At 62.8% G+C, this 14,598-nt stretch carries 19 protein-coding genes and 1 tRNA gene; 6 read left to right on the top strand and 14 right to left on the bottom strand.

Annotated elements, in window-relative coordinates:
• Nucleotides 1-45: 45 nt before the first annotated feature.
• From gpt to ASG25_RS00190, 3 genes are all read right to left on the bottom strand, one after another.
• Nucleotides 46-543: a xanthine phosphoribosyltransferase gene (gene gpt / locus ASG25_RS00200; RefSeq protein ID WP_062467985.1), complete on the bottom strand. Its 498-nt coding sequence runs from the start codon at nt 541-543 to the stop codon at nt 46-48.
• A gap of 106 nt (nt 544-649) precedes the next feature.
• Nucleotides 650-734: transfer RNA gene (locus ASG25_RS00195), tRNA-Leu, on the bottom strand.
• 209 nt (nt 735-943) lie between these two features.
• Entirely contained in the window at nt 944-1,189 is a 246-nt protein-coding gene (locus ASG25_RS00190) for a DUF2188 domain-containing protein (RefSeq protein WP_062467983.1), read from the bottom strand.
• Nucleotides 1,190-1,445: 256 nt separating this feature from the next.
• Here ASG25_RS00190 and ASG25_RS00185 point away from each other — a divergent pair, with 256 nt between their 5' ends.
• A complete protein-coding gene (locus ASG25_RS00185; RefSeq protein WP_062471744.1) occupies nt 1,446-2,507 on the top strand; it encodes a metallophosphoesterase in 1,062 nt (353 codons plus the stop codon).
• Nucleotides 2,508-2,523: 16 nt separating this feature from the next.
• Here the strand turns inward: ASG25_RS00185 and ASG25_RS00180 are convergent, their stop codons facing one another.
• The 3 genes from ASG25_RS00180 to wrbA form a co-directional block, all read right to left on the bottom strand.
• Entirely contained in the window at nt 2,524-2,985 is a 462-nt protein-coding gene (locus tag ASG25_RS00180) for a DMT family transporter (RefSeq protein WP_062467982.1), read from the bottom strand.
• On the bottom strand, nt 2,982-3,470 hold the full coding sequence (locus tag ASG25_RS00175) for a DMT family transporter (protein WP_062467980.1): 489 nt from the start codon (nt 3,468-3,470) through the stop codon (nt 2,982-2,984). Before ASG25_RS00175 ends, ASG25_RS00180 begins: the two co-directional genes overlap by 4 nt.
• A 187-nt stretch (nt 3,471-3,657) precedes the next feature.
• On the bottom strand, nt 3,658-4,257 hold the full coding sequence (wrbA, locus tag ASG25_RS00170; RefSeq protein WP_062467978.1) for an NAD(P)H:quinone oxidoreductase: 600 nt from the start codon (nt 4,255-4,257) through the stop codon (nt 3,658-3,660).
• 193 nt (nt 4,258-4,450) lie between these two features.
• On the opposite strand from wrbA, the gene ASG25_RS00165 reads away from it, so the two are divergent.
• Nucleotides 4,451-5,203 (top strand): competence/damage-inducible protein A, encoded by a 753-nt coding sequence (locus ASG25_RS00165; RefSeq protein ID WP_062467975.1) that lies wholly within the window; start codon nt 4,451-4,453, stop codon nt 5,201-5,203.
• Here ASG25_RS00165 and ASG25_RS00160 read toward each other — a convergent pair.
• Both ASG25_RS00160 and ASG25_RS00155 read right to left on the bottom strand, forming a co-directional pair.
• Nucleotides 5,200-5,973, bottom strand: coding sequence for an HAD family hydrolase (locus ASG25_RS00160; protein WP_156379902.1), 774 nt, complete (start codon nt 5,971-5,973; stop codon nt 5,200-5,202). The two genes, ASG25_RS00165 and ASG25_RS00160, sit on opposite strands and share 4 nt — an antisense overlap.
• Nucleotides 5,970-6,401, bottom strand: a complete 432-nt coding sequence (locus ASG25_RS00155; RefSeq protein WP_244479283.1) for a hypothetical protein — start codon at nt 6,399-6,401, stop codon at nt 5,970-5,972. The genes ASG25_RS00160 and ASG25_RS00155 overlap by 4 nt, the downstream gene beginning before the upstream one ends.
• A 437-nt stretch (nt 6,402-6,838) precedes the next feature.
• Here ASG25_RS00155 and ilvA point away from each other — a divergent pair, with 437 nt between their 5' ends.
• Together ilvA and ASG25_RS00145 are read left to right on the top strand one after the other, a co-directional pair.
• Entirely contained in the window at nt 6,839-8,092 is a 1,254-nt protein-coding gene (ilvA, locus tag ASG25_RS00150; RefSeq protein WP_062467970.1) for a threonine ammonia-lyase, read from the top strand.
• A gap of 84 nt (nt 8,093-8,176) precedes the next feature.
• Nucleotides 8,177-8,491 carry an HlyU family transcriptional regulator gene (locus ASG25_RS00145; RefSeq protein WP_062467968.1) on the top strand — a complete coding sequence of 105 codons (315 nt, stop codon included), beginning with the start codon at nt 8,177-8,179 and terminating at the stop codon, nt 8,489-8,491.
• Between the two features lie 133 nt (nt 8,492-8,624).
• On the opposite strand, the gene ASG25_RS00140 is transcribed toward ASG25_RS00145, so the two are convergent.
• The 4 genes from ASG25_RS00140 to ASG25_RS00125 all read right to left on the bottom strand — a co-directional run bounded on the left by ASG25_RS00140 (nt 8,625) and on the right by ASG25_RS00125 (nt 11,996).
• Nucleotides 8,625-9,137 (bottom strand): GNAT family N-acetyltransferase, encoded by a 513-nt coding sequence (locus ASG25_RS00140; RefSeq protein ID WP_062471738.1) that lies wholly within the window; start codon nt 9,135-9,137, stop codon nt 8,625-8,627.
• A gap of 134 nt (nt 9,138-9,271) precedes the next feature.
• On the bottom strand, nt 9,272-10,126 hold the full coding sequence (sseA, locus tag ASG25_RS00135) for a 3-mercaptopyruvate sulfurtransferase (protein WP_062471735.1): 855 nt from the start codon (nt 10,124-10,126) through the stop codon (nt 9,272-9,274).
• A gap of 66 nt (nt 10,127-10,192) precedes the next feature.
• A complete protein-coding gene (locus ASG25_RS00130) occupies nt 10,193-10,960 on the bottom strand; it encodes an alanyl-tRNA editing protein (RefSeq protein WP_062467966.1) in 768 nt (255 codons plus the stop codon).
• Nucleotides 10,953-11,996, bottom strand: a complete 1,044-nt coding sequence (locus tag ASG25_RS00125) for a cysteine synthase A (RefSeq protein WP_062467964.1) — start codon at nt 11,994-11,996, stop codon at nt 10,953-10,955. Before ASG25_RS00125 ends, ASG25_RS00130 begins: the two co-directional genes overlap by 8 nt.
• 303 nt (nt 11,997-12,299) lie before the next feature.
• On the opposite strand from ASG25_RS00125, the gene ASG25_RS00120 reads away from it, so the two are divergent.
• Both ASG25_RS00120 and ASG25_RS00115 read left to right on the top strand, forming a co-directional pair.
• Nucleotides 12,300-12,950 (top strand): ChrR family anti-sigma-E factor, encoded by a 651-nt coding sequence (locus ASG25_RS00120; RefSeq protein ID WP_062467962.1) that lies wholly within the window; start codon nt 12,300-12,302, stop codon nt 12,948-12,950.
• 98 nt (nt 12,951-13,048) lie between these two features.
• Nucleotides 13,049-13,888, top strand: a complete 840-nt coding sequence (locus ASG25_RS00115; RefSeq protein ID WP_062471732.1) for an SDR family NAD(P)-dependent oxidoreductase — start codon at nt 13,049-13,051, stop codon at nt 13,886-13,888.
• Here the strand turns inward: ASG25_RS00115 and ASG25_RS00110 are convergent.
• Nucleotides 13,876-14,196: an SMR family transporter gene (locus ASG25_RS00110; RefSeq protein ID WP_062467959.1), complete on the bottom strand. Its 321-nt coding sequence runs from the start codon at nt 14,194-14,196 to the stop codon at nt 13,876-13,878. The genes ASG25_RS00115 and ASG25_RS00110 overlap by 13 nt on opposite strands.
• A complete protein-coding gene (locus ASG25_RS00105) occupies nt 14,189-14,593 on the bottom strand; it encodes an SMR family transporter (protein ID WP_244479282.1) in 405 nt (134 codons plus the stop codon). The genes ASG25_RS00110 and ASG25_RS00105 overlap by 8 nt, the downstream gene beginning before the upstream one ends.
• Nucleotides 14,594-14,598 lie beyond the last annotated feature (5 nt).

Genomic DNA, 14,598 nt, shown 5'->3' with positions numbered 1-14,598 from the left:
CGCGCCCTGTGCCGTTCAGGGACCTGTCGTGCGACCGGCGAAGGCCTAGCCGCGGGATCCTTTGGCGATCGGCTCCTGATAGGAGAAGCCCATATCCCAAGGGAAATAGATCCAGGTGTCCTGGCTGACCTCGGTCACGAAGGTGTCCACCTGCGGACGTCCTTTCGGCTTGGCGTAGACCGCCGCAAAATGCGCCTTGGGCAGCATCGCCCGCACGATCGCGGCCGTTTTCCCGGTGTCCGTGAGGTCGTCGACGATCAGGACGCGGTCACCGCCGTCGGCGCGAATTTCCTCGGAAATCGTCTTGATCACCTCCATCTGCCCCTGCGACGCGTAGTCGTGATAGGACGCGACGCAGACCGTCTCGATCATGCGGATGTTCAGCTCCCGCGAGATGATCGCGGCCGGCACGAGACCGCCTCGCGTGATGCAGACGATCGCCTTCCACTCGACGCCCTGATCCGCCAGCCGCCACGCGAGTGCACGCGCATCGCGATGAAACTGGTCCCAGGACACGGGAAAGGCTTTTTCGGGAAGGGACATGGCGGACTCCAAGCATATCTAGCAGATGCGTGTCTGACGGAAGGAGCGTTTCTGCGATAAAGCCCGATCATTTTCAAGACGGGATAAAAGGCAGTCCGTCAGTGGCTGGTGCGGACGACGGGGGTCGAACCCGTACGAGTCTCCTCGAGAGATTTTAAGTCTCTTGCGTCTACCAGTTTCGCCACGTCCGCAGTGGCAACAGTCTTTCCGATACCGCGAGGATTTCGTCAAGCTGCATCGGCAGCAGTTAACCCTTCCCGTAAAGCTTAACAACAGCTTGTCGTTGCAAAGCGATGACTTACGAGCGATACAAAATCTGCCGATCCGCACATCGGTCTTTTCATGACCTAATCCTTCAGCCTCTCTCCTCGCGGAGAGAGGCACCATCCCTTTTTGACCGTCAGGCCTTGTCTTCGACCACAGCTTCCGGGCGATCTCCGCCGCTGGCATGTTCCTCGTGCCACTGCCCGGAGGCATCCTGGAAGCTGATGTCTTCGTCCGATCCTCCGACCTGCTGCTCCGCCGCAGCCGCCTTGGCCGCGCGAAGTGCATGTTCATGCGTCGGAAAACTCTCCGAAAAAACGTCGCCGACCTTGTAGGCCCATCCGCCGTCGTGCTCGACGATGTGATAGATAACCTTGACCATGCTTGTGTCCCTCTCTCTGGTGATGCGATTGTCGTGTGCGGGGTAACGAGCGACGGGTGCCGTTCGTTCCGGCGGTCGGTGGTGCCGCCGCGGGCTTTGCACGACCATCGAAGGTGGCACCGCAACCAAGGGGCGGCTCGGCGTGCGAACAGGAAGAAGGGCTATCGTTGACATGACGATCTCCGTAAACAGACGAAAACGGTTTGCCGGTGGGAACGGCCACTGGGTCGGTCTCCCGGCGCGGGCCTCGGCGGCCATGCTGTTCGTCATCGCACCGGCGCAGGCGCAGCAGGCGCCGACGGATGTGACCTTCGTGTTTGCGACAGACGTTCATGCCTGCCGGATGGCGGAAGGTCTCTCGCCGGACTGCGACAAGGAGGGCAAGACGGATGCGGCGCTCCTTCGACATATCCGGGCCCTCAATCGCCTTCCGGCGCAGCTCTGGCCCCAGACGATCGCCAACACGCCCAGCGGGTTGACGCGGGCTGGGCGAGAGATCGGCGCGCCGGCCGGTCTGGTCATGGGTGGGGATATCACCGACGATGGAGGCGGCCAGGTGGCCGTGCCAGGTGAGGGATGGCAACTGCGCCAGTTCAGCCAGCGGTATGCCCAGGGACAGGACCCGCAGCACGTGCACATGCCCGTCTATGTCGGGCTCGGCAACCACGATCTTGATCAGGATGGACCACCGAGCCATCCGGACTGGTACAGGCGGGAACTCCGCGACTATGTCGAGGTCAATCACCGTCCGAGCGTCTTTTTCACGCCGTCGCTGCCCGCCGACAATTACGATGTCGACTCCGACAATTATGCCTGGAACTGGGGGCGCCTCCACCTCGTGCAGCTTCAACGCTTCGGTGGCGACGATCGCAAGGGCGCCGTCAGCGGATTGGACTGGCTGAAGAACGACCTGGCCACCTTTGCAGCCGACGGACGCCCCGTGGTGCTGTTTCAGCATTATGGATGGGACCGGTTCTCGATCGAGCGGTGGGATGCCGGTCACGGGACCTTCGACGATGAGGCCGCAGGTGCGCCGCATTGGTGGAGCGACGCCGAACGTGCGGCTCTTCTCGAAGCCCTCAAAGGCTACAACGTCATTGGTATCTTCCACGGGCATGAGCACGACACGCCCATGGTCTACAAAGCCGGCGGCATCGACGTCTTCAAGCCCAAGGCAGCCTTCAAGGGCGGCTTCGCCGTCGTCCGGGTGACGGACGACGCCATGGACGTTGCCCTCGGGGAGGCTGTTGATGACAAGGGGGGCGTGAGGTTCACGACCGGCTTCTCGAAACGGCTTGACGGCCCGAAGGCTCGATAGCCGGCGTCCTCGTCGATCACGGTCTGGGCGTCGTTTCGGCTCTTCGTTTTCCCTGAGTTCGTTTTCCTTGAGACAGCGCGATCCCGGCCAGAACGAGGACGACGCCGATGGTCGTCGGGCCGAGAGCGGTCGGTACCGATAGAGCGAGATCGAGAACCACGCCCGACACCATCTGGCCTCCGATCATCATCAGGGCGGTATTGACGGCGCCGATTCGGGCAATGACCCAGCTGCCTGCGGCGACAAAGACGACGCCGACCGGGCCGCCGAGAAAATCGTACCACGGCACTTGGCCCACGCCTGTCGGAAGCAGGTCTCCGACACCGAGGCTGAGAACCGTCAGGAAGGAAAACCCGATCAGGTGGTTCCAGAAGGACGCGATCAGGGGCGACGTCGACAGGCTGAGGCGCCCGTTGATCTGGCGACTGATGCCGATGAGGATGCCGGCCGAGCAGGCAAGAAGGATCGCCAACGTCATGCCGGGATCCGCCCTTCCAGGATGATGAGTGCGCTTCCGCCGAGGATCAGCGCGAGAGCCGCAAGATTCCGGCCCGTCAGTCGCCGTTTTGCGAGGCCGAACAGCCCCCACTGGTCGGCTGCAAGGCTGAAGATCGCCTGCCCCGAAAGGCCGAGCGCCAGAGTGCCGGCAAGGGCCAGCGGCGAGTTCACCGCGGTCGATGTGAGCATGACGGTGGCGGCACCCGAGATCCCGCCGAGATACGCCCACAGGGGAGCGGGAGGGCGTTCTCCGGAGGTGATGCGGCCGCGCCTGTAGAGGAGGCCGAGAAAGACGATCGCTGCCACGGTTCCCGTGCCGTGTGCCGTCCAGGACGAGAACAGCGGGTTGCCGTATCGGGCGAGTTCGCCGTTGAAGTGCACCATGAGTGTCAGCAGCCCGCCTGTCGCAAAGGCTGCGAGAAAGACGAGTGGGCGGGGCTGGTCAAGAGGCAGGGGGACTGGCATGGCGGATCTCGAGACGATGCGGATGGAGCATCCCTCGGAGATCTCGGCGAGTCGTGCAAGTCCGTTCGACGGCGGTCAGCAGAGGTGCCGCGTCTCGCGTGGGCGAGAGCAGGCGTGCTTCGCGCCGACAAAGGCCGCCCGCACTAGAAAGCGGGCGGCCCGTGAAGCGTGGAGACGGACGGTATGATCAGGCGGTCAGCTTGGCCGCAATCTTGGCAACGTGAGCGCCCTGGAAACGCGCGCCTTCGAGTTCGACCTCGGACGGCATGCGCGAGCCGTCACCACCGGTGATCGTGGAGGCGCCGTATGGCGTGCCACCCTTGATTTCCTCGAGGCCCATCTGGCCCTGGAACGCGTAGGGGAGGCCGACCACGACCATGCCGTGATGCAGAAGCGTGGGGATGAAGGAGAGAAGCGTCGACTCCTGGCCGCCGTGCTGGGTCGCCGACGACGTGAAGGCCGATCCGACCTTGCCGACGAGCGCGCCCGAGAACCACAGGCCGCCGGTCTGGTCGATGAAATTGCGCATCTGCGACGCAAAGCCGCCGTAGCGTGTGCCACAGCCGAAGATGATCGCGTCGTAGTCCGCCAGTTCCGCCGCCGTTGCAATCGGGGCAGCCTGATCCATCTTGTAGTGCGAGGCCTTCGCGACGTCGTCCGGCACGAGTTCCGGGACGCGTTTCACGACGACGTCAGCACCTTCTGCCTTTGCGCCCTCCGCAACGGCATAGGCCATGGCTTCGATGTGACCATAGGCCGAGTAGTAGAGAACCAGAACTTTTGCCATCGTCATCTCCTAGAAATGGGCATGAATGCCGGAACGCCGCTGTAGCACGTCTGACGGGCGCTGTCCGAAACGCTGGGGATAACAGACTGTTCGCTAATATTTGACAATGATCGGCTCAAGATGAACGATGGGCGTGTAAACGCCCGAGATATCCCCCAAGATACCCCCCGAGATACCAATAAGGAATTGCGCGATGACCACAGAAACGATTGTAACAGCCGCCATGCTGGCCATCGGGGATGAACTTCTGTCCGGACGGACCAAGGACAAGAACATTGGGCATCTCGCCGATCTCCTGACGATCTCCGGCATCGACCTGAAAGAGGTGCGAATCGTCTCGGATGAGGAAGAGGCGATTGTCGCGGCGCTGAACGCTCTTCGCGGGCACTATGATTACGTCTTCACATCCGGCGGCATCGGTCCGACGCACGACGACATCACCGCCGATGCGGTCTCGCGCGCCTTTGGTGTCGAATGCATCCACGATCCCGAAGCCATGACCTTGCTGGGCGACATGTATGCCCGCCGGAACATGGAATTCACCGAGGCGCGCCGCCGCATGGCGCGCATGCCGAACGGTTCGACCCATATCCCCAACGCCGTGTCCACGGCGCCGGGCTTCATCATCGGCAACGTCTATGTGATGGCCGGCGTCCCCCAGGTTTTCCAGGCCATGCTGGAAGCCGTCCTCCCGACCTTGAAGACGGGCGCCACCGTGATGTCGCGCTCCGTGGCGTCGCCGTTCGGCGAGGGGGACATCGGCGGACCCCTGGGCGATGTCCAGAAGGCGCATCCGGAGACGAGCATCGGCTCCTATCCGAAATTCGACGGCACATCCTTTTCGACGGAACTCGTCATCCGCGCCCGCAACGAAGCGGTGCTCGCCGCAGCGGAAGCAGACGTGCGGGCGATGCTCGAGGCGATCGCCGCCAAAAAGCGAGCCTAAGCGTTCCGGTTGATCGCCGCGATCAGGTCGGGTACGGCGGAGAGGGCCGCGGCCTGAAAGAAGCGTGGCGCATCGACCGGCGTCTCGGCATGTTCGTGGGCCCAGGTGAGGTCGTGCGGAATGAAGATGGCGCTTCCACCGCATTGCAGCACCGGCAGGATGTCGGATTTCAGCGAATTCCCGACCATGACACAGTGGTCCGGCGAAACGCCGTGCCGCGCAAAAATACCCCGATAGGTCGCTTCGGTCTTGTCGCTGACGATCTCGATCCCGTCGAACAACGGCCCGAGGCCGGAGGCGGCCAACTTGCGTTCCTGGTCGAAAAGATCGCCCTTGGTGATCAGGACCAGCCTGTGCCGTCCTGATAACGCCTCCAGCGTCTCGCGTGCGTCGGGAAGCAGATCGACGGGATGAAGCAGCATGTCCCGGCCGATCTCCAGAATGCGACCGACAACCGACCCGGGCAGTGCGCCGTCGGTGAGTTCCAGGGCCGTCTCGATCATCGACAGCGTGAAGCCTTTGATGCCGAACCCGTAGAGCGCAAGGTTGCGCCGTTCCGCGGCGAGAAGACGTTCGGAGAGATCGACAGCATCGCAATGATCGGCGAGAAGTCCTGCAAACGCCTCCTCCGTCAGGCGGTAGAACTGCTCGTTCTCCCAGAGCGTGTCGTCGGCATCGAAACCGACCAGAAGGGGCGATGCGGAACGACCTTCGCCCGCGATCGAAACGCCGGTGCTCAAGCCGCCGATGTCGTGGCCGCCAGTGCTCATTGCGCGGCCTTGATCGAGAAGGGAAGGTCGACCACCGCAGCCTTGCCGGAATTGCTATCGTTCAGATGATAGCGCAGCACATAGCTTCCGACCGTCGCATTGCTCACATCCACCGTCAGAGTCGCGAAAACCCCTGCCGTCTTGGTAGCCGCCGTGAAAGCGAAGTTCCCGAAGGATTTCTGGCTAGCGAGGACGGCGCCCTTGTCGTCGAGAAGGTCGAAATCAACCGAGAATCGCGATTCGAACCGCCCGGGCGCGGACGCCGGCTTCCAGGTCAGGCCCAGGGGTTCGACATAGGCCACCATCTTCTCGCCCGGCCGGAAGACGCTGTTGGGCCGCGGGTCGAACAGGCCGAAACCGGAGGGATCGGCCGTGACGAAGGTGGCGGTGCCAACGGCAAACGGCAGTCCGGAGAGGAAATCGCTCATGCCATTTCGAATGGCGGCCCGCGCGCCGGCAGCATCGCCGGCCGCCGCCAGCCCTTCGGCGCGGGTGGCTGCATCTGCCAGAGGGCCCGCAACGGCAGGAACAGAAATGAGCCCCACCGCAGCGGCCGCAAGGCAAAAGGTCCATGCCGGCCTCGATTTCGTTCGCATCTCTCCCGCCCTCCGCAGCTTTGATCGTGCCGCCCGCTCCGACGCTGTTCTCGTGCCTTGTGGCACAGCCAGCATAACCGCCTCATCCCGAAGAAAGTTTCGCAATTTGCCGGAGCGAGTCAAGTCCGGCCCAGCTGAGCCCGGAGAAGCGGGCTCAAGGGGCGCACCAAGGGTCGCATGGCGTCGGCGTCTGGTCTGTGTCATAGGATGCGGCTGACGGGCGGAATGCTATGGCACCGTGTACAGAGCGAGATGACAGGGACAGGATCATGAGCTTCAAGCAGGATGTGGACGCGGCAGCGCTGGCCTTGCGCGACCTGTTCCCCGAAACACCGCTCCAGTTCAACGATCACCTGAGCGCCCTGTATGGCGCGAAAATCTACCTGAAGCGCGAAGACCTTTCGCCGGTCCGCTCCTACAAGATCCGCGGGGCCTTCAACTTCTTCCGGAAGGCGATCGCCGCTGGCGCGCGCGATCGGATCTTTGTCTGCGCATCCGCCGGCAACCATGCACAGGGCTTCGCCTTCGTCTGCCGTCATTTCGGCGTCGAAGGCATCGTCTTCATGCCGGTCACGACGCCGCAGCAGAAGATCGACAAGACGCGGATGTTCGGCGGTCGATTCATCACCATCCGGCTGGTCGGCGATATCTTCGATCAGTGCTACAAGGCCGCGCGTGAACATGTGGATGCAACGGGCGGGATGATGGTGCCACCGTTCGATCACGCCGACATCATCGAGGGGCAGGCGACCGTTGCCGCCGAGGTCGTTGCGCAGATGCCCGACGGTGCCGTTCCCGACATGGTGATCATGCCCGTCGGCGGCGGTGGCCTTTCCGCCGGCATGACGGGTTATCTCGACGACCGGGTCGATCCGGACGGCTTCGTCTTCTGCGAACCCGAGGGGGCGCCCAGCCTCAAGCGCAGCCTGGAGACCGGAGCCGTCGTGACGCTCGAACAGGTCGACAATTTCGTCGACGGCGCCGCCGTCGGGCGGATCGGCGATTTGAATTTCGAGCGGTTGAAGCACTTCTCCGCCCGTCAGACCCTGCTTTTGCCCGAGAACGCCATTTGCGTCACCATCAGCGAGATGCTGAACCTCGAGGGCGTCGTCCTGGAACCGGCAGGGGCACTGTCCATCACCGCCCTTGCCGAACTGGATGCGACGCAGCTCGCCGGCAAGACCGTCGTGGCCGTGGTCTCCGGCGGCAACTTCGATTTCGAACGGCTGCCGGACGTCAAGGAGCGGGCAATGCGGCATCTTGGTCTGAAGAAGTATTTCATTCTGCGCATGGCGCAGCGGCCGGGCGCCCTCAAGGACTTTCTGGGCCTCCTCGGAGAAGAGGACGACATTGCCCGTTTTGAGTATCTCAAGAAGTCTGCGCGCAACTTCGGTTCCATCCTCATCGGGATCGAGACCAAACGGCCGGAGAACTTCCGCCGGCTGATGGCCGCCTTCGACGCAGGGGGCCTGAGGTATCAGGATATCACCGACAACGATATCCTTTCGAACCTGGTGATCTGACCGCACACACAGACGTCGGGCTCTTCAACGAGCCATGCCGTCGGGGACTTTGACAACGATACCGCGCGAGGCTAAATCTTCATCATGGCATCCTTTTTCTCCCGTCTTTTCGGTCGCGCGTCGTCCGATACCCCTTCCGAAGCCGCCAGCGGCTCGACCGAAACCTACGGCGATTGCCGGATCCGGGCGACGCCGATGAAGGAGGGCAGTCAGTTCCGGCTTTCCGGCGTGATCGAGAAGGATATGGGTGGGCAGATCCTGTCGCGCAGCTTCATCCGGGCCGACATGTTCTCCTCGGCGGACGAAGCATCCTCGGCGGCCCTGCGCAAGGCGCATCAGATCATCGATGAAAATGGCCCGTCCCTGTTCTCGGACGGCGCCGCCTCGCGTTCGGTCTGAACGCTTTTACGGCACCCTGCTCAAGGCGGCGAGATGCATCCTCGGCGGCGGTACCGGGTGCCTTCTACCGACCGATCCATGGACCTTGCGCCAACGTCGGCACGAGCCTTCGTGCCAAAGTCGTTTCCGACATTCAGAGCTTGCGGACGAGGTCGAGCATTTCGCTCTCGCTCAGCGGGACAAGCTGGTCTTCCCGGGTGGCGACGGGCGAGAATCCGAATCGCTGATAAAGCTGGATGGCGCGGGGATGGTCGAGATTGTTCGTCTGCACCTTGACGACCTTGGGGCCGTAGCTCCAGCAGCCATAGAGGGCCTGCAGCAGGAACCACTTTCCGAGCCCGAGCCCGAGTGCGCGCTCGAACAGGCCGAAATGCGTGAGCTCGACGGTGTCCTCGTCCGCGTGAAGGACCTCGAAGAACCCGGCCGGCGCGCCGTTGACGTAGAGCACGGTCACGCAGTTGCGCTTGTCGTGTAGCACGGCCGCCAGAGCCTCGTCATCCAGCCGCAACCGATCGACCCAGTGCCAGCGGCGACCGACCTGCAGATACAGGAAGCGGTAATAGGCCGGCGGGATATCGGCGACGCGCATCAGTGCGGTCTGGATGTTGACCGGGAAGGGCAGGCTTTGCTTCGGCGCGGCCGTCATCTCCAATTCGGTGATATGGATCGTGACAGCTTGCCCCGGGACGAGAACGACCCCGGCATCGGCCTGTGCGCTGTTTTCCGTGCCATTCGATGCGACTGCGTCTACCAATTCCATGCGTGTTTCACTCTTCCCGCTCAAGGCTTACCGGTTGCAATCGCGGTCTCCGCGCGACTCCCCCATTCCGACCATGATCCATCGTAGAGCGTATTATCGGTATGTCCAAGCGATTGCAGCGCCAGCGTGATGATCGCTGCCGTGATGCCGGAGCCACAGCTGGTAACAACCGGCTTGTCGAGGTCAATCCCGGCATCTGCGACAAGTTTGCGCAACTCCGGCAAGGACTTGAACCGGCCGTCCGCTGCAAAGCCGCCGGCCGGAAGGCTGCGGGCTCCCGGCATGTGACCGGAACGCATGCCGGCGCGGGGCTCGGCTTCTTCGCCCGTAAACCGGCCGAGACTCCGCGCGTCGGCGATCTGTCGGCTGCCTTTTTCGACGATCGACGACATCTCGTGGAAAGACGTCACGGCGGTCTCGTTAAAGGTCGGGACAAACACGGCAGGCGAAACGGCCGTCACGTCTGTCGTCACCGTCCGGCCTTCGCTTTTCCATCCGTCGAGCCCGCCGTCGAGAACATAGACGTCACGCGCGCCCATGACGCGAAACATCCACCAAGCCCGTGGGGCAGAAAAGAACCCGGGGCCATCATAGACGACGATGATGTTCTTCTCGGAGATGCCGAGCGCGCCGACGGAAGCGGCAAAGACGTCCGGACTGGCCAGCGTGTGCGGCAGTCCGCTCGTCGCGTCGGAGATGGCGTCATGGTCGAGGAAGACCGCACCCGGAATGTGTCCCGCTGCATATTCGGCCTGCGGATCGCGCTTGTGCGCCGGCAGGTACCATGCGGCATCCACGACGCGCAGGTCGGAGTCCCCGAGCCGCTCCTGCAACCAGTCGCTGTCGACGACGAAAGAGCTTTTCTCTTCCTGCATGCTGGCAAATCCCCTCTGGTGAGAATGGAGGTCGGTGAGAATGGCGGCCGTCGACGACAAGCGACGTCAGGCAGACGCCGCCGGAGAACCGAAGCGGATGCGAAAACGCCGGTTCTCCTTGCCCTTCTTTTCGATCTTGGCGATGTAGACCTCTCCCACCTCCTGGGTCTCCGACACATGGGTGCCGCCGCAGGGTTGGCTGTCGATTGCCGCGTCCTCGCCGATGCAGACCAGGCTCACGCGACCAAGACCGAGCGGCGGACGAACATTCTTCGATTTGACGATATCGGGATTGGCAAGCAGTTCGTCGTCTGTGATCCAGCGCACCGTGATCGGATGGTTTTCCCGAACCAGCGCCATCATCTTTTCGGTCACGTCGTCCTTGTCGATCGTCTCGCTCATGTCGAAATCGACCCGGCTCTCGTCCTCGCCCACGGCTGCGCCGGTGATGGGGTAGGGGCACACGACGGACAGAAGATGGCAGGCCGTGTGCATCCGCATCAACCTGTAGCGCCGTGGCCAATCGATATGCGCCACGATGGCTTCACCCGTTTCCGGCGCAGGCTGACCCTCAGCCGGGACATGGACGATGACATCCTTCGATGCGCCCGTCCGCGTGGCGGCGATCTCGATCCGGCTGCCGTCGGCGCGCTCGAGGAAACCGATGTCTCCGGGCTGACCGCCCGACGTCGCATAGAAACAGGTGCGGTCGAGCACGATGCCGCCATCGTCGAGGACCTCCATCACCCGCGCCTCGCAGGTCGAGAGATAGAAGTCGTCGCGAAACAAAGCTTTCGTCTTGTCCGCGGGTGTCGCCGTTCCCGTGTCAGGCATTGGCGGCCTCGTAGGGAAGGTCGATCTGGCTCTGCCGGACGAGAAACTCGGGAACCGGCAAACCCTTGGACTTCAGGAAGTCCGGGTTGAACAGCTTGGACTGGTAACGATTGCCGTAGTCGCAGAGAATCGTCACGATCGTGTGGCCCGGCCCGAGATCCCGTGCCATCCGGATCGCTCCGGCGATGTTGATGCCGGAGGATCCGCCAAGGCAGAGCCCTTCTTTTTCGATCAGGTCGAACACGAGGGGAACGGCCTCGGCATCCGGGATGCGATAGGCATAGTCCGGTGTGAACCCTTCCAGGTTTGCGGTGATGCGACCCTGGCCGATGCCTTCGGTGATGGAACTGCCGGGCGACGAAAATTCGCCGTCGGTATAGTAGCTGAACAAGGCCGCACCTTCCGGATCGGCAAGGCCGATCTTGATGTCGGGATTGAAGCCACGCAGGCCCTCGGCCACGCCGGCAAGCGTACCGCCGGAGCCGACCGCGCAGATGAAACCGTCGACTTTGCCGTCGGTATCGCGCCAGATTTCCGGGGCCGTCGTCTCGACATGCGCGGCCCGATTCGCCGTATTGTCGAACTGGTTGGCCCAGATCGCGCCGTTCGGTTCGGTTCGGGCCAACTGTTCGGCCAGGCGGCCGGAGAGCTTCACGTAATTGTTGGAATTGCGGTAGGGGACGGCAGGCACCTCGACCAGTTCGGCGCCCAGAAGCTTTAGCGCGTCCTTCTTTTCCTGGCTCTGTGTCTCCGGGATGACGATCACGGTGCGATAGCCAAGCGCCTGGGCAACAAGCGCAAGGCCGATGCCCGTATTGCCGGCCGTGCCTTCGACGATCACGCCGCCGGGATGCAGTGTGCCCGCGCGTTCCGCTGCACGGATGATCGAGAGTGCGGCGCGATCCTTCACCGACTGACCGGGATTGAGAAACTCGGCCTTGCCAAGAATCGTGCACCCGGTGGCATTGGATGCCGATTTCAGGCGAATGAGGGGCGTGTTGCCGATGGCGTCGAGGACGGAGTTCAAGGCGGGCATGTCTAGGACCTCTTGACGGAGAATCGCTACGGGAACGTCGGCGGGTTCAGCGCAACATAGCCGCGCATGAGGCAGCGGCAAGGCCGGTGAGGTTCGAGAGCGAGGTTCGGGGCGAACGTTGGCATGTTTTGCCTCGGCCAAGGCACTCCGACAAGGAAAACAGTTTTGCAGAAGACGCCTTGAGCGCAAATTCTGTCTTCGACCGTACCGCACACTTTTCGGTGATCCATGCGGGAGACAGGATCGTAAGAAAACATTATCGTCTGAGGGAGGTCCTCGGGAGGGGACGGTGGACAAGGTGTGATGACGACAAGCGAACTTGATACGGTCGATGCGCTGATGGCGCATTATGCGACAGGCATTCTGCCCGAGCCAGCCCGCGTTCTCGTTGCGGCGCATCTGGAACTGAAGCCGTCGAGCCGACAGACGGTCTCGGCATTCGAGACTGTGGCGGGCGATCTGATGGAGACTCTCGATCCGTCGCCGCTCGACAATCCCGAGCAGCGTATCGCGTCCATTCTTGCCAGTCCTCCGCTGCCACTGGCACCCGGGACGTCGCCCGACGGTGCCGGCAGGACCAGCTGGCCGCGCGCGTTGAGGGAATTTGCAGGTTTTGATCGCGACGACGTGCCCTGGCGTTGGAAGCTCCCCGGACTGAAGGAATATGCGTTGGGCAAGATCGATGGCTGCAACGTCTCGTTCTACCGGATCCGGCCCGGCCGCGCCATTCCCGAGCACACGCACGAAGGTTTCGAGCTGTCGCTGGTGCTTCACGGTGCCTTCAGCGATGTCAGAGGCCGATTCGGCCGCGGGGATATTTCGGTCGCCGATGACAGCCTCGATCACCGGCCGGTTGCCGAGAGCGGAGAGCATTGCATTGTTTTTGCCGTGACGGACGCACCGGTCAAGATGCGCGGTTCCCTGGGCCGCCGGCTGAGCGACCTCATCGGCTGAGCGCCGCATCCGGGATGTCTTCCCGGATCGGTCGACTGCTCTACTTCATTTTCGATCAACGAAACATGCCGTCCGCGCAGGTTCGGGAGAACGCTGATATGTCGTCTTTCATCGCACGTCCGGAGCACGGTCTCGCCTGGGTGACAGGTGCCAGTTCCGGCATCGGCCGGGCGCTCGCGCTGAAGCTCGTCGCCGAGGGGTTTGGCGTCGTGGTCACCGCACGCAGCCACGACAAGCTCGTGTCGCTCCAGCGCGAAGCGACCGGCCCCGGCCGCATCATCGTGCTCGACGGCGACGTGACCGATCCGGCGGATATGGAGCGGGTCATCGCCGCGATCGAGTATGACCACGGTACGCTCGCATTGGTGGCTCTCAATGCCGGTGTCTTCAAGCCCGTCCACGGCGAGGACCTGCATCTGGAGGACTTCCAGGAAACCTTCTCGGTCAATCTCAACGGCGTCGTGAACTGCCTGCTGCCGGCTATCCGCCACATGAAGGCGCGGGGTCAGGGACAGATCGCCATCGTTTCCTCCGTCACCGGCTATGGCGGCCTGCCGACGAGCGGCGCCTATGGTGCGACGAAAGCGGCGCTGATCAACATGGCGGAAAGCCTGAAGTTCGATCTCGACAAGCAGGGCATCCGGATCCAGATCGTCAATCCGGGCTTCGTGGATACGCCGGCAACGAAGGAGAATGCCTTTCCGATGCCCGCTCTGGTCTCGCCGGAGGAGGCTGCAAGCGCCATCGTCGCGGGGCTTCGAGCCTCGGGGTTCGAGATCACCTTTCCCAAGCGGTTCACCTACGTCCTCAAGGTCGTCAACCTCCTGCCGTACTGGCTCTACTTCCCCTTGGTGAACGCGGCCACTGGCTGGAAGAAGCGTCCCTCCGTCAAAGCGCGGACACCGCACGGAAAGCCCGAAGAGCCTCAGGCTGTGTGAAGGACGACAACGGCGCCAAAGACCAGCGCCAATCCGACCCAGCCGATCGGCTTCAGTTTCTGGCCGAACAGCAGTCGTGCGCTGATCGCGGTTCCAAAAATGCCTGTTGCACCGAGAATGCCGTAGGCGACCGCGAGGTCCATGCCGTGGACCGCCTGTGCCAGGAAGGCAAAGGCGATGAGCACCAGGACAATTGACAGGATCCCCCAGCCTTTTCGAGAGAAGCCTTCGGACCTGCTGGAGGCAAGGTTGGCCGCGACGTCGAAGAGCCCGGCGAGCACGGCCAGGACAAAGGGCATCTCAACCATGCGCGCCGCCGGCGCCCGCCGCAGCGGATCCGTGATCCTCGCCTGCATTGACGAGGATGATCCCGACAACGGCCATGGCAAGGCCGATCAGTTCCCGCAGGCTCAGATCGTGATGGAAGAAGAAGACCGAGACCAAGGTGATCAGCGCAATGCCGGATCCTTCCCAGATGGCATAGGCAACGCCGACGGGAAGTGTCCGGACAGCTTTGGCAAGGCAGACATAGGACAGGGCGATCGCCACATACATGACGATATAGCCGCTCACGCCGCCATGCACGCTTGCCGCCTTCATGACCGTGAGGCCGACGACTTCGATCAGGATCGCGGACGCGAGATAGAGCCAGGCAAGGCGGCGGGCACGCCGCATGGCCGCGATCGGGGAGGGGTCGAAGGTCATGATAT

The sequence above is a fragment of the Rhizobium sp. Leaf384 genome, assembly GCF_001424065.1.
In the GTDB taxonomy this organism is placed as follows: domain Bacteria; phylum Pseudomonadota; class Alphaproteobacteria; order Rhizobiales; family Rhizobiaceae; genus Ferranicluibacter.
The sequence above is the reverse complement of the archived record's forward strand: the minus strand, read 5'-3'. Positions and strand labels throughout refer to the sequence as shown.

Excerpts from the sequence above, each read along its gene's own strand:
- ASG25_RS00155 (WP_244479283.1), bottom strand. The coding sequence starts at position 6,401 with ATGAGCGATTTCCTCTCCGGACTGCCGTTTGCCGTTGGCACCGCCACC.
- ASG25_RS00130 (WP_062467966.1), bottom strand. The coding sequence starts at position 10,960 with ATGCCTGACACGGGAACGGCGACACCCGCGGACAAGACGAAAGCTTTG.
- ASG25_RS00165 (WP_062467975.1), top strand. The coding sequence starts at position 4,451 with ATGACCACAGAAACGATTGTAACAGCCGCCATGCTGGCCATCGGGGAT.
- ASG25_RS00185 (WP_062471744.1), top strand. The coding sequence starts at position 1,446 with ATGCTGTTCGTCATCGCACCGGCGCAGGCGCAGCAGGCGCCGACGGAT.
- ASG25_RS00160 (WP_156379902.1), bottom strand. The coding sequence starts at position 5,973 with ATGAGCACTGGCGGCCACGACATCGGCGGCTTGAGCACCGGCGTTTCG.
- ASG25_RS00125 (WP_062467964.1), bottom strand. The coding sequence starts at position 11,996 with ATGCCCGCCTTGAACTCCGTCCTCGACGCCATCGGCAACACGCCCCTC.
- ilvA (WP_062467970.1), top strand. The coding sequence starts at position 6,839 with ATGAGCTTCAAGCAGGATGTGGACGCGGCAGCGCTGGCCTTGCGCGAC.
- ASG25_RS00145 (WP_062467968.1), top strand. The coding sequence starts at position 8,177 with ATGGCATCCTTTTTCTCCCGTCTTTTCGGTCGCGCGTCGTCCGATACC.
- ASG25_RS00140 (WP_062471738.1), bottom strand. The coding sequence starts at position 9,137 with ATGACGGCCGCGCCGAAGCAAAGCCTGCCCTTCCCGGTCAACATCCAG.
- ASG25_RS00115 (WP_062471732.1), top strand. The coding sequence starts at position 13,049 with ATGTCGTCTTTCATCGCACGTCCGGAGCACGGTCTCGCCTGGGTGACA.
- ASG25_RS00120 (WP_062467962.1), top strand. The coding sequence starts at position 12,300 with ATGACGACAAGCGAACTTGATACGGTCGATGCGCTGATGGCGCATTAT.
- ASG25_RS00110 (WP_062467959.1), bottom strand. The coding sequence starts at position 14,196 with ATGGTTGAGATGCCCTTTGTCCTGGCCGTGCTCGCCGGGCTCTTCGAC.
- ASG25_RS00190 (WP_062467983.1), bottom strand. The coding sequence starts at position 1,189 with ATGGTCAAGGTTATCTATCACATCGTCGAGCACGACGGCGGATGGGCC.
- ASG25_RS00105 (WP_244479282.1), bottom strand. The coding sequence starts at position 14,593 with ATGACCTTCGACCCCTCCCCGATCGCGGCCATGCGGCGTGCCCGCCGC.
- sseA (WP_062471735.1), bottom strand. The coding sequence starts at position 10,126 with ATGCAGGAAGAGAAAAGCTCTTTCGTCGTCGACAGCGACTGGTTGCAG.
- gpt (WP_062467985.1), bottom strand. The coding sequence starts at position 543 with ATGTCCCTTCCCGAAAAAGCCTTTCCCGTGTCCTGGGACCAGTTTCAT.
- wrbA (WP_062467978.1), bottom strand. The coding sequence starts at position 4,257 with ATGGCAAAAGTTCTGGTTCTCTACTACTCGGCCTATGGTCACATCGAA.
- ASG25_RS00180 (WP_062467982.1), bottom strand. The coding sequence starts at position 2,985 with ATGACGTTGGCGATCCTTCTTGCCTGCTCGGCCGGCATCCTCATCGGC.
- ASG25_RS00175 (WP_062467980.1), bottom strand. The coding sequence starts at position 3,470 with ATGCCAGTCCCCCTGCCTCTTGACCAGCCCCGCCCACTCGTCTTTCTC.